Below are 12,245 nucleotides of genomic sequence, written 5' to 3'. Positions count from 1 at the left end.
GCAGGTGCTCGGCATAGTCCGGCGAGTCGAGCGGTGTCTCGCGGGCGACCTTGATCGCTTCCTCGAAGCCCTCGGGCACATACGGGCTCGACAGGTTGAGAGGGCCGTCCTTGCCGAAGTGCGCCGTCAGGGTCTGCACCGGCGATTCGCGCCCGGTCGTGCCGTAGGTCGAGAGCACGAGGTCCTTCGCGAAGAACGGCGTCGCCCAGTCGGGAGCCACCGTGATGTTCGCGGTGATCCCGACGGCGGCGAGCTGCGCCTGAATGACCTCGTTGATGACTCCATCCGCGCTGACCACGAAGTCGACCACGATCTCGCCCGGTTCGTAGCCGGCGTCAGCGAGGATCTTCTTGGACTCCTCGGGGTCGTAGGGCCAGAGGTCTTCGGACTCGTCGTCGTAGGCGATGTATCCCTCGGGGAACGGCTGCGTGGTGGCGTACCCCAGACCGAAGGTCACCTTCTCGACCAGCTCCTCGCGGTCGATCGCGTGGCGGACGGCGTCGACCACGGCCGGGTCGTCGAACGGCGCCTTGTTGATGTTGAGGCTGAGGTTCGACGCCGAGTACACGGGGTGCGTCGCGACATCGAGGTCGGCATCGATCGCGGCGTCGTACTGCGCCGGGGCGAGACCGTAGGCGAAGTCGTAGACACCTGTCTGGATCGAGGCGACCAGCGTCGACGGGTCGGGAGCGGTCGACAGCTCGACCCGGTCGATGTGGATGTTGTCGGCATCCCAGTAATCGGGGTTCTTCTCGAAGTAGATGTGCGACTCGGGCACGTACTCGGTGACCGTGAAGGGCCCCGCGCCGACGGGCCACTGGTCGAGCTTCGCCGGGTCTTCCGCGGCGAGCGGGCTCGTGATCTGCGCGGTGCGCTTGCCCAGCAGCAGCGGGATCTGGTGGTCGATCTGGTTGAGGTGCACCGTGACGTCGGTCTCGCTGTCGGCGGTGACCGACTCGATCGAGGTCAGGTCGCCGAACAGCGCCGAGTTCTCCTGCGTCTTGGCCCGCTCGATGTAGAGCTTGACGGCCTCGGCGTTCAGCGGCTCGTCGTCTTGGAAGACGAGTCCCTCACGCAGGTGGAAGGTGACCGCCGTGCCCTCGTCGTTGTACTCCCAGCTCTCGGCGAGCCCCGGTGCCGCCTCGCCCTTCTCGTCGATCTCGGTGAGCGAGGCGTAGGCGAGTGCGGTGAGGTTGAAGCCGAAACCCGAGCCCTGCACGATCGGGTCCCAGTGAGCGGGAAGGGTCGCCGCCCAGCGCAGCACGGACTCGCCGTCGCCGTCTCCTGAGGTGCTCGACGCCGGAGTCGCGGCGCACGCGGTGAGCGCCAGGGCTCCCACGAGCAGCGCGGCGGCTGCGGTTCGAAGTCGAGTGAATCTGCGGGTCATGGTGTGTTCCGTTCTGCGGTGTGCGGCACTGTGCTGCGGGATGTCGGGGCGGGTGGTGGCCATCCTGACGGGCGGCCGGGGGCGTGCGATAGGGAGGTGTCACAAAGGTTCCGGCGACGAAACCTGACGTCACATGTCGTCGCCGGAGGACTCCGACGTCGACCGCATCAGAGGGTCGCCGCGGCCTCGACCCGCGCGGTCACGAGAGTCTCGTGCTCGGCGACGCGGCCATAGACGCGGTCGAGAACGGCGCCGGCGCCGGCGGCATCCGTTCCACGCCAGGCGACGTGGTGATCGGGTCGCACGAGCACGAAGGGGGCGCCGTAGAGCTCTCGGGCGCCGGCATCCGGCAGGTGGATGACTTCGAGCTCGATCGCCCGCTGCCGCGCCTCCTCGACGAATCGGGCGACGGCCGAGGTGTCGTCGGAGAGCACGAGCAGCGCGACATCGCCGCCGATCCGGTCGTAGAGAGTCACGCCGTACGGGTCGATGATGCCGTTGGGGGCACGATGCCCCGGGCGACCGCCGGGCTCGTAGACCCCCGGATCCCACGATGTCTCTGTCGCCACCTGATCGGCCTCGTACGCGATCACCGGAGAGTCGTCGTAGCGCTCGTCGAAGTACACGCCGACGTCGCGGCGCTGACCCTGAGCGAGGATCTCGCGGATGCGGTCGCGCCGTTCTTCGGCCTCGGAGCTCGTGTCGTCGTCTGCAGGGAAGCCGAGGCGTCGCGCCTCGTCGACGTTGCGCTCGGTGCGGTCGGCGCGCGCCTTCGCCGAGGCGCCCACGCGCGCGTTGTGCGGGCGCCGCTCGCGGTCGTAGGAATCGAGCAGCGCCTCACCTCCCGTGCCGCGGAGCACGGCCGCGAGCTTCCAGCCCAGGTTGAAGACGTCACCGAAGCCCTCTCCCAGGTTTCCCCCGGGCGTGCGGACGTGGGCGGCGTCACCGACGAGCAGCACCCGCCCCTGTCGGAAGGTGGTGGCGAGCCGTGTGCTCTTGAAGTACGGGGTGACGTCGACGACCTGCAGGGCGAGGTCCGACCCGAAGGCCGCACGGGCGAGCGCCAGCAGCTCGTCTTCAGTCGGGGTGTGCTCGAGCGGGTAGGGCCCCGCGTACACGCGCCAATCGGTCTCGTTGAGCGCGGCGAGGAAACCGGAGTGAATGCCGTTGACGATGACGTTCACGGCGCTGGGGAAGGGGTCGCGCCCGGCATAGTCGCCCTCGGTGCGCACCACGAAACGGAAGTGCCGGTCGGTCGCGTAGGCACCGTCACGTTCGATGCCCGCGAGCGTGCGCACGGTGCTGCGGGCGCCGTCGGCACCCACCACGTACTTCGCCCGGATGCGGCGCACGGCTCCTGTCTCGACGTGCTCGACGGTCGCGATGACGCCGTCGCGGGCCCCGGGATCGCTCGCGTCACCCGAGGTGCTCTCGAGCAGCGACAGCAGACGCCATCCACCTGCCACCGGCACGTCGAGCTCGGCCAGCTGGTCGAGGAACGCCTGCTGCAGCGCGGTCTGCGGGCGACGCAGCGACTCGGCCAGCGAATAGGGGTTCTCGGCGCGGCCGGTGAAGCCCGGGCGCCCGCTGGGCGTGCCCGACCGCGTCAGATCGTGTCCGATCAGCGAGGTGCGGAAGGTCGTGCCGAGGTTCCACTCGGGCGGGAAGGTCCAGCCGCGCCGGATGCGGTCTTCGACGCGCCATTGCTGGAAGAACTCGACGGTACGGGCACTGTGCCCCATCGCTCCGGCGCGCACGAGACGGAACGACGTCGCCGCGTCGATCACCGCGACATCGACCTTCTGCCGGTTGAGTTCGAGCGCGGTGGCGAGACCAGACGGACCTGCGCCGACGACGAGCACCTCGACCTCCTGCGGTGGGGTGCCGTGCGCGAGCAGCACGGTGTCGACGTGCCGCTCTCCGCGGCTGATCTCGTTCTGGGCGACCATGGGATCCTCCTGGCTGGGGTCGGGAATGCAGATCATCCTTCGCCTCGGCACGGGCGCCCGCGTCGTCGGCGTCACAGACCTTCTGCGAGCGTCACGGGACGTCACCGAACGACACGGGCCGACAGCGGTCGGCCGGAGAGCGGATGCCGCTGCCTACTGTGATCGCACGTCGCACCACTCGCCCGCACGCCGTAGATGCGGGAGTAGCCTGACCGCGTGACGGTCATCATCGCGTTCCTCGCCAACATCCTCGTCGCGATCGCCAAGACGGTCGCGGCGGTGATCACCTCGTCGGCGTCGATGGTCGCCGAGGCGGCGCACTCGTGGGCGGATGCCGGCAATGAGGTCTTCCTGCTGATCGCCGATCGGCGGGGTGCTCGGGTGAAGGATGAACGGCATCCGCTGGGTTACGGCCGCGCGGCTTTCGTGTGGTCGCTGATCGCCGCTTTCGGGATCTTCACCGCCGGCTCGATCGTGTCGATCATGCACGGGGTGCAGGAGCTGTCTGACACGGGCCCGGTCGAGAGCCCTGGTGTCGCGTACGCGGTGCTCGGCATCGCGTTCGTGCTCGAGGGGGCGTCGTTCACTCAGGCGATGGTGAAGTCGCGACGCCTCGCGCGCGAGCGCGGCTCGTCGACATGGGACTATGTGCTCGACACGAGCGACACGACGCTGCGGGCGGTCTTCTTCGAAGACCTGGCTGCTCTGATCGGGCTCGTGCTCGCCGCCGGCGCGATCGCGATGCACCAGCTCACGGGAGTCGCTGCGTGGGATGCGATCGGGTCGATCCTCGTCGGCATCCTGCTGGGTGTCGTGGCGATCATCCTGATCGGACGCAACATCGCCTTCCTGGTGGGTTCGAATGCGTCCCCGGCCTTGCGTGATCGGGTCGGGCACGCACTGCTGGACTCTGCGCAGATCCAACGGCTCACCTACCTGCATATCGAGTACGTGGGACCGAACCGGCTGTTCATCGTCGCCGAGGTCGATCTGACCGGCGACGCTCGCGAGCATGACGTCGCTCGCAGCCTGCGCGCGATCGAGCAGCAGATCGAAGCGCACCCGGTCGTCGAGACTGTGGTGCTCTCGCTGTCGGTCGACGACGAGAAGTCGCTCGAGTTCGGGGCAGACGCAGAGGCAGACGCAGACGCAGCGGCAAGCGCCGACGCGCAGCAGACGCCGTAGACCGGTCATCCGACGCGGGCGAACGTCGATGCCCTGCCGACCTCTGCCCTCTCGACACTGAGACGTGGGGTGCGCCACCGCTGCTCCGGATCCCACCATCGCGGTCCTCGTACCTGCGGGACTCCGTCGTCCATCCGGATCTCCCACCCCGATGAGCCGAGGGATCGATGATGCCACCAGCACAACGGAACACCGTTGTCTGTATGCGTGGGTCCGCCGCGGGAGTGCTCGGTGACGTGGTGTATCTCACACCACGACGCAGGAACGTGGCACCCCGGCATCAGGCATTCTCTGTCTCGGGCGATGATCGCCCGACGCTGATGCACCGTGAAGACCCGGTTCGTGGTGCTGATCCCGATGATGCGGCCCTCGTCGAACAGAACCCGCTGGATCGTGCCCGCGCATCCGACATGAGCGGCGACGGCGAGAGGAACCTGGCCCCAAGCTCCGCTGACGCTCGCCCGCCCGGCGCCCTGTGCGAGGTCCTTCGCGTCGACGGTCACGACGAGTGTCGGAGCCGCGCCGCCGAGAGTGGGCATGTCGCGGTGACGGGCCGCGATCACGAGTGCAGCCGCGAGGGCGTCGTGCCGCTTCTGGGCCGCCGTGCGGCCGTCGATGACGAAGCGCGGATCCGAGTTGAACGGATCGGCGTCATCGGCCGCGCTGGAGTTCTCGTCCGCATCAGCGTGATCGGCGTCATCGGCGTCATCAGCGTCCGTGACATCACCCGAGCGCGAGAACCTCACTCCCGGATTCGCGGGGCCATCGCCCTTCGGATTGTTCTGGGCGTCGAGGATCAACTCGAGCTGGGCCGCGACCTCGGGGGTGAGCCATCCCTTGATCGACCGCAACCCGTCGCGCAGACGACCGATCGTGATGCCGCGCCTGCGGGCAGGCTCGTCACCGGGTTCGTCTCCGTCGGGATCGAGCAGGGCAGCCAGTGTCTCAGCGAGGAAGGTCAGCTCGTCAGTGGTCGGCGCCGGGCCGCGGATCTCTTCGCCGGAGGCCGTGTGCCGGATGCCGCGCGCCGCCTCGGCGAGACACCGATCTGCACGGAGCCGGTCATCGACGCTGATGCGGTCGGAGATCTTCTCGATCGGTCGTGTAGCCGCGAGCATGCCCGCCGTGCCGAGGGCACCGTCGATCATCGCCTCGCGCAGTGCCGGCCACCTCGCCGGCAATCGCTCTCCCGAGACCAGATTCACATCGCGTCGCACCAGATCGACGACCTTGCCGACCCGCGTCGCACCGGCCACGTCTGTCAGGACGGTGCGCTGCAGCAGCTCGTTCTGCGTGCGACAGTCTGCGGTGTGCGGGAAGTCGGCCGAGTCGCCGGTCGCGAGTGTCTCGACGAGCAGAGCCTCGACCCGCCGCGATGCTGCACCGGCCGCCTGCATCACCTCGACCCGCTCGGCGTCGGACAAGCCCGCGAGCGCGTCGTCGCAGAGCGCGCGATCGAGGTCTGAGACGACCTGATCGAGGAGAGCTCGGCTGCGGGATGGCATACCCCCATCCAACCCGTGGCCTCAGACATTCAGAGATCGAAATGACCCCCTTTTATCCCAGATCAGACGCGTATTCCGGAACATCGATGCAGCGTATCGGGATGCCGATGAGCGAGTGGGAACGCTCAGTTCTCCCAGTTGTCGGCGAGCTTGTTCAGCAGCGACGCGAGCTGGTCGCGCTCTTCCTCACTGAACGCCGCGAGCGCCTTTCCCAGAGCCTCACGCCGCTCGCCCCTCATCCCGCGAGCGATCTTCCGCCCCTCGTCGGTGAGTGCGATGCGCGTGCGCCGCGCGTCATCAGGATCCGCCTCTCGGCGAACGAAACCGTGCGCGACCCCCTGCTGGACGAGTCTGGATGCACGGGGCTGGTCGACACCGATCGCCGCACCCAGATCGCTGACGCTGAGGGGGTCGGGTGCTGCGGCGAGCGCCTCGAGCATCCGCATCCGCGCCGGCCCTCCGAAGCGCCCTGACGGATCGCCCATCCATGGCGGCATCCCCGGATGACCCGAGTGCGCGTGCGCATGCCCGTGATCACCCCGGTCGAAGCGATCGGGGTGCGGACCCCCGTGCCAGCCGCGTCCGCCTGCGCCACCCCGGCCGCCGCGCTCCCCGGGCCTTCGACCGCGCAGGCGTGACAGGGCGCGGGCGATGGCCTCGGTGGGGTCGTTCTCTGCAGCGCTCACCCCTCGATTTTACATGCGACTTGACATGCATCGTTACTGCATGTCACACTACATATACATGCATAGTGACAAGCGCATGCTCCATGACATCTAAGGACTTCACTCATGAACACCTCTGACACTCAGAACACAGACAGCACCTCCCGCCCCTTCGGCTACTGGCTGAAGGCCGTCGACCGCCTCATGGCGGCCGAGTTCGACTCCGCTTTCGAGGGCGAGCACACAAGTCGCCGCGACTGGCGGATCCTCAACGTCATCGACGGCACCGCCCCCGCCCGTCGCCCCCTGAACACCCACAAGCTGCACGGCCTGGTCGAGCGCGGATGGATCGTCGCCGAGAGCGACGGCTGGGCGCTCACCGACGAGGGCCGGGCGGCCAAGGAGCGCCTCGGCGGCATCGTCGAGGGCATCCGGGCCAAGGTCAGCGACGCCGTGAGCGTCGAAGACCTCGAGACCACCCTCGCCTCGCTCGAGCAGATCGCCCGCGCCTTCGGCTGGGACGACGAGACGCCGCTTCCCCGCGGACGCGGTCGTCGCCACGGTTTCGGCCGCCACGGCTTCGGACCCGGATTCACCCCGGGGCGCGGTCTCGGCCGCCGCCATGGACACCCGTTCGGACGCGGTCGCGACTTCGCACCCGGTCTCGGCTCCGCGCACGACAGTGCAGCGGATGCCGAGTCCGCCGGCCACGACTGCGGACACCGCGGCCACCCGGGACACGACCGCTTCGCGGACGCCCACAGCCACGGTCACCACGGCCACGCCGGCCACGACGGTCCCAGCCACAATGGACACGACCGCCGCCACGGCCACCCCCGCGACGCCCGCATGGCGCAGCACGCCTACGAGCGCGGCTTCGACGCCGGGTTCTCTCGCGGTCGCGACGCCTGACGCCATCCGATCATCGAGAACGCCCCGTCTGACGCAGCTCAGGCGGGGCGTTTCGGCGTGCTGCGCACGGGCTCGCTGTGCTGCGGGGATGCCCTAGTGACCCCGCAGGCCGTCTGACTGAAGCAACGCGGACGCTGCGGTGATCGTCTCGGACCCGCCGGCCGACAGCGCGAACGACACCGTCGTACCGAGGTAGATCGCCCCGGCGATGGCGGCCACGAGCAGCACGATGAGGAACGCGAAGATCACGAACGTCAGCGCCCGGTAGCCGCCGGAAGTCGGCTCCTCGGGTGCGACCGACGGCTGCGCCCAGTCGTCCGCCACGGGCGCCGGCTGATCCCCCGTGAGGATCGCCGGCTTCGGACGCGACCGGCGCGTCGACGGAAGCATCGCCTCCGGCGGAGGCGGCGGGATCACCGCATCCGGGACCGCAGACTCCGGCGGAGGCGGCGGGATGACAGCATCCTCCGGTCGGATGTACGGGTCTCTGCTGTCGCCGCTCATGTCAGCCTCCTACGGCTCCGACGTCGGTGGTGCCGACGTTCGTACGGTGGAAGTTCTGGAACGAGCGGGATGCCGTGGGTCCGCGCTGCCCCTGGTAACGGTTGCCGTAGGGACCGGAGCCGTACGGATTCTCGGCCGGCGACGTCAACCGGAAGAAGCAGAGCTGCCCGATCTTCATGCCGGGCCACAGCTTGATCGGCAGCGTCGCGACGTTCGCGAGCTCGAGCGTGACGTGCCCGGTGAACCCCGGATCGATGAATCCCGCGGTCGAATGCGTGATGAGACCCAGGCGACCGAGCGACGACTTGCCCTCGAGGCGAGCGGCGATGTCGTCTGCGAGCGAGACCTGCTCGAAGGTCGCGCCGAGCGCGAACTCCCCCGGGTGCAGGATGAACGGCTCGTCGGGGTCGACCTCGATCAGCCTGGTGAGCTCCGGCTGATCGACCGACGGGTCGATGAACGGATACTTGTGGTTGTCGAAGAGGCGGAAGTATCGGTCCAGGCGNNCCAGGCGCACGTCGATGCTCGACGGCTGGATCATCTCCGGCTCGTGCGGTTCCAGACCGATGTGGCCGGATGCGAGTTCTGCTCTGATGTCGCGGTCACTGAGAAGCACGGCCCCAGCCTAGTTGCCGCACCCCGCCGGCGCTTTGGCCATGACGGATCGGGCGGGTAGGCTTGCGTCACCTGCTCCTCGGATGCAGGTGCGGGGCTGTAGTTCAATGGCAGAACTTCTGCTTCCCAAGCAGATAGCGCGGGTTCGATTCCCGTCAGCCCCTCCACAAGACCCCCGGAGTCTTCCGGGGGTTTTCTCGTCCCATCCGATCCGTCACCGGCTCCGAACAGGAGCAGATGGGCCCGTTCTCGCGCGCCCGAGAGGAGCCCCGATGATCGAGTCATCGACCCCGCCGCTTGCAGACCTCGACGGGTACCGCAACGTCACCGACCTGCTGGTCGCGCGCGCCGCCGCGGCTCCTGACCACGTGGCCTTCGAGGTCGAGCGGTCGAGCAACGAGCGGGCGGGCAGCACGGACGCGGATGCCGCAGCACCGTGGCGCCCGATCACGACGCAGGCCTTCTCCGACGAGGTGCGCGCTCTTGCGAAGGGCTTCATCGCGCGGGGCATCCGGCCCGGCGACCCGATCGCGATCATGGCGCCGACGCGCTACGAATGGGCCGTCGCCGACCTCGCATCCTGGTTCGCCGGCGCCGTCGTGGTGCCGATCTACGAGACCTCCTCTCCTTCGCAGGTGAACGCGATCGTCGCCGATGCCGGTGTTCGTCTGGCGATCGGCGGCACCGCGGCGCACGCCGCGCTTCTGCAGACCGCACTCGCGCAGACGACCGGCGACACCCTCGGGGCATGGACGATGGATGTCGCATCGCCCAGCGCCCTCATCGACCTGGTCTCGAGCGGCGTCGACGTGACCGACGACGAGCTCGAGGCGCGCAGGACATCCGCCACGCAGGACGACCCCGCGACGATCGTCTACACGTCGGGAACCACCGGCGAGCCGAAGGGCGTCGTGCTCACGCACCGCAACTTCCTCGGCCAGGTGCTCAACATCGCCGCGGCGTACCACGAGATCGTCAACGAAGACGGCAACACCGTCATCTTCCTTCCGCTGGCCCACGTGCTGGCGCGCGGCCTGCAGCTGATCTGCCTCGCGAGCGGCATGCGCATCGCGCACCTGTCCGACCCGTCGACGGTCGTCGCAACTCTCGACACCCTGCGCCCGACGTTCCTGGTGGTCGTGCCGCGGGTGCTGGAGAAGATCCAGGCCGCCGCCGCCTCGAAGGCCGCCGACAAGGGCCTTTCGCGCGTGTGGGCGAAGGCTCATTCGACGGCCATCGCGTGGGGTCGCCGCGCCGAGAGGACCGACGCCGGCCGGCGCATCACGCGGGACCGCGGACTCCGCCTGCGCCATCGCTTCTTCGATGCGCTCTTCTACCGTCGTCTTCGCACCGTGATGGGCGGTCGGGTGGGATACATCCTGTCGGGCGGCGCAGCGCTCGACACCGACCTCTCGCTCTTCTTCCGCGGCATCGGAGTGCCCATCATCGAGGGCTACGGGCTGACCGAGACGACGGCGCCGCTCACCGGCAATCTGCCCGGTCGCATCGCCTCGGGCAGCGTCGGCTCGCCCCTGCCCGGACTCACCGTGCGCATCAGCGACGAGGGCGAAGTGCTCGCGCGGGGCGTCGGCGTCTTCGCCGGGTACCGCAACCCAGCCCACGACGCGGATGCCTTCGTCGACGGTTTCTTCCGCACCGGAGACCTCGGTCGCCTCGACGACCAGGGCCGGCTGATCCTCGACGGTCGCCTCAAAGACGTGATCGTCACCTCGAACGGCAAGACGATCGTGCCCACCCGCTGGGAGCGCTCCGTCGAAGCAGACCCGCTCGTCTCGCATGCGGTGATGGTGGGCGAGAGCAAGCCCTACCTCTCGGCCCTTCTCGTTCTCGACCCCGAGCAGACCCAGGCATGGGCGGATGCCGAAGGCGTCGACATCCCCATGCCCCCGCAGCCCGACATCCGGGCCGTGACCGACCCGGCGCTCCGCGCCCACCTGCAGCGGGCGGTCGATGCCGCCAATGCGCTCGTGGCACGCAGCGAGCAGGTGCGCCGTTTCAGCGTGGTCTTCGCGGACCTCGAAGATCGCGGCCTCGTCACCCCGACCATGAAGCTCAAGCGGAGCGTCGTGCTGGATCGCGCAGCCGTCACCGTCGAAGACCTGTACCTCTGAGAACCGGAAAGAACACCATGTCCTCCCCCACTCCCACCACGCCCAAGTCCTCGGGTTCCTCGCTGATCGCGATCGTCGTCGCGCTCGTCATCGGAGCCCTCGTCGCACTCGCCGGCAGCCAGGGCGGTGCGACGCTCGGCGGCATCCCGCTGTTCGCGATCGCCGTCGCCGCCGCCTTCGCGATTCAGATCCTCGCGTTCATCCCGGCGATGATCCTGCGCACCGAGCGGTTCTTCGACCTCACCGGCAGCCTCACCTTCCTCGCCATCTCGGTCGCTCTCGTACTGCTGACGCCGATGCCCGACGCACGCAGCTGGATCCTCGCGGCGATGGTGATCCTGTGGGCCGCCCGTCTCGGGTCGTTCCTGGCGATGCGCGTGCACAAGGCGGGATCCGACGGACGCTTCGACGAGATCAAGGGATCGCCCGTGCGCTTCCTGCAGGTGTGGGTGATCCAGGGTGCGTGGGTGTCGATCACGGCAGCCGCGGCATGGATCGCGATCAGCACGGATGCCGAATCGCGAGCCCCCATCGGGTGGCTGACCATCGTGGGACTCGTCGTGTGGGCGCTCGGCATGGTGATCGAGATCGTCGCCGACGCGCAGAAGTCTGCATTCCGCGCCGACCCGGCCAACAAGCACGAGTTCATCCGCACCGGACTGTGGTCGCGCTCGCGCCACCCCAACTACTTCGGCGAGATCGTGATCTGGGTGGGCGTTTTCCTGACCGCAGCACCCGTGCTGGCCGGATGGCAGTGGGTCGCACTCCTCTCGCCGCTGTTCGTGATCCTGCTGCTCACCCGGGTCAGCGGAATCCCGCTGCTCGAGGCTCGCGCCGAGAAGAAGTGGGGCGACCGCGCCGACTACATCGCCTACCGCGAGAGCACGCCGTCACTAATCCCGCGACTCACACGGCCGTCCGTGCGGGAGACCGCGGCATAGTCGCTGAGTGACGCCGTCTCACCCGACGAGCGGTCCTCCGACCTTCCAGTATCCGAGGAAGGACACGCGATCCTTCGCGATCTCCGCCTCAGCCGTGAGGTGGCGTCGGATGCGCGTGGTTACGCCCGACTCGCCCGCCAGCCACACATAGAGGTCGGAGTCATCGCGCAGCGCGCCCTGCCGCTCGTCGGCCCATTCCCGCAGCGCACCTTCGACGCCGGCCTCGTCACCGGTCGCTCGACTGACGACACGGATGTGCGCGTTGTCGGGAGCATGCACCGTGACGATGTCATCGGCGGGGTCGTCGCACTCGAGGAAGACATCTGCATGCGAGTCGGGCGCCAGCGAGGCGAGGATGCCGCGCACGGCCGGGAACGCCGTCTCAACGGCGACCAGAAGGAAGCGCAGCGCAACGCCCGGCTGCCAGCGCAGGCCGTACCCCGTCCACCC

General features: G+C 68.7%; 11 protein-coding genes and 1 tRNA gene. 5 read left to right on the top strand and 7 right to left on the bottom strand.

Features of this window, described 5'->3' with window-relative positions; all coding sequences use genetic code 11:
- Both J7E68_RS09355 and J7E68_RS09350 read right to left on the bottom strand, forming a co-directional pair.
- Positions 1–1,387 (bottom strand): ABC transporter substrate-binding protein (locus tag J7E68_RS09355; RefSeq protein WP_215171977.1); only part of this gene is annotated, 1,387 nt, incomplete at its 3' end.
- A 167-nt stretch (positions 1,388–1,554) separates the two neighbouring features.
- Positions 1,555–3,336, bottom strand: a complete 1,782-nt coding sequence (locus J7E68_RS09350) for an FAD-dependent monooxygenase (protein ID WP_215171974.1) — start codon at positions 3,334–3,336, stop codon at positions 1,555–1,557.
- Between the two features lie 216 nt (positions 3,337–3,552).
- On the opposite strand from J7E68_RS09350, the gene J7E68_RS09345 reads away from it, so the two are divergent.
- Positions 3,553–4,521, top strand: a complete 969-nt coding sequence (locus J7E68_RS09345) for a cation diffusion facilitator family transporter (protein ID WP_215171972.1) — start codon at positions 3,553–3,555, stop codon at positions 4,519–4,521.
- 5 nt (positions 4,522–4,526) lie between these two features.
- Here J7E68_RS09345 and J7E68_RS09340 read toward each other — a convergent pair whose 3' ends face one another.
- Positions 4,527–6,026, bottom strand: coding sequence for an HNH endonuclease signature motif containing protein (locus tag J7E68_RS09340; RefSeq protein WP_215171970.1), 1,500 nt, complete (start codon positions 6,024–6,026; stop codon positions 4,527–4,529).
- A gap of 125 nt (positions 6,027–6,151) precedes the next feature.
- Positions 6,152–6,712, bottom strand: a complete 561-nt coding sequence (locus J7E68_RS19740; protein WP_311416802.1) for a MarR family winged helix-turn-helix transcriptional regulator — start codon at positions 6,710–6,712, stop codon at positions 6,152–6,154.
- Between the two features lie 105 nt (positions 6,713–6,817).
- Between J7E68_RS19740 and J7E68_RS09330 the strand changes: the two genes are divergently transcribed.
- Entirely contained in the window at positions 6,818–7,603 is a 786-nt protein-coding gene (locus J7E68_RS09330) for a hypothetical protein (RefSeq protein ID WP_215171968.1), read from the top strand.
- A 93-nt stretch (positions 7,604–7,696) separates the two neighbouring features.
- Here J7E68_RS09330 and J7E68_RS09325 read toward each other — a convergent pair whose 3' ends face one another.
- Complete coding sequence (locus tag J7E68_RS09325; protein ID WP_215171966.1) at positions 7,697–8,107, bottom strand: hypothetical protein; 411 nt, start codon at positions 8,105–8,107, stop codon at positions 7,697–7,699.
- Position 8,108: 1 nt separating this feature from the next.
- Entirely contained in the window at positions 8,109–8,723 is a 615-nt protein-coding gene (dcd, locus tag J7E68_RS09320) for a dCTP deaminase (protein ID WP_215171964.1), read from the bottom strand.
- Between the two features lie 92 nt (positions 8,724–8,815).
- On the opposite strand from dcd, the gene J7E68_RS09315 reads away from it, so the two are divergent.
- The 3 genes from J7E68_RS09315 to J7E68_RS09305 all read left to right on the top strand — a co-directional run bounded on the left by J7E68_RS09315 (position 8,816) and on the right by J7E68_RS09305 (position 11,795).
- Positions 8,816–8,889: transfer RNA gene (locus J7E68_RS09315), tRNA-Gly, on the top strand.
- Between the two features lie 105 nt (positions 8,890–8,994).
- The gene (locus tag J7E68_RS09310; protein WP_215171962.1) at positions 8,995–10,854 is read left to right on the top strand and encodes an AMP-dependent synthetase/ligase; all 1,860 of its coding nucleotides are present in this window, start codon (positions 8,995–8,997) and stop codon (positions 10,852–10,854) included.
- A 17-nt stretch (positions 10,855–10,871) separates the two neighbouring features.
- Positions 10,872–11,795, top strand: coding sequence for a DUF1295 domain-containing protein (locus tag J7E68_RS09305; RefSeq protein WP_215171960.1), 924 nt, complete (start codon positions 10,872–10,874; stop codon positions 11,793–11,795).
- A gap of 18 nt (positions 11,796–11,813) precedes the next feature.
- Here the strand turns inward: J7E68_RS09305 and J7E68_RS09300 are convergent.
- Positions 11,814–12,245 (bottom strand): siderophore-interacting protein (locus J7E68_RS09300; RefSeq protein WP_215171958.1); only part of this gene is annotated, 432 nt, incomplete at its 5' end.

The organism is Microbacterium sp. ISL-103, from assembly GCF_018613995.1.
In the GTDB taxonomy this organism is placed as follows: Bacteria; Actinomycetota; Actinomycetes; order Actinomycetales; family Microbacteriaceae; genus Microbacterium.
The sequence above is the reverse complement of the archived record's forward strand: the minus strand, read 5'-3'. Positions and strand labels throughout refer to the sequence as shown.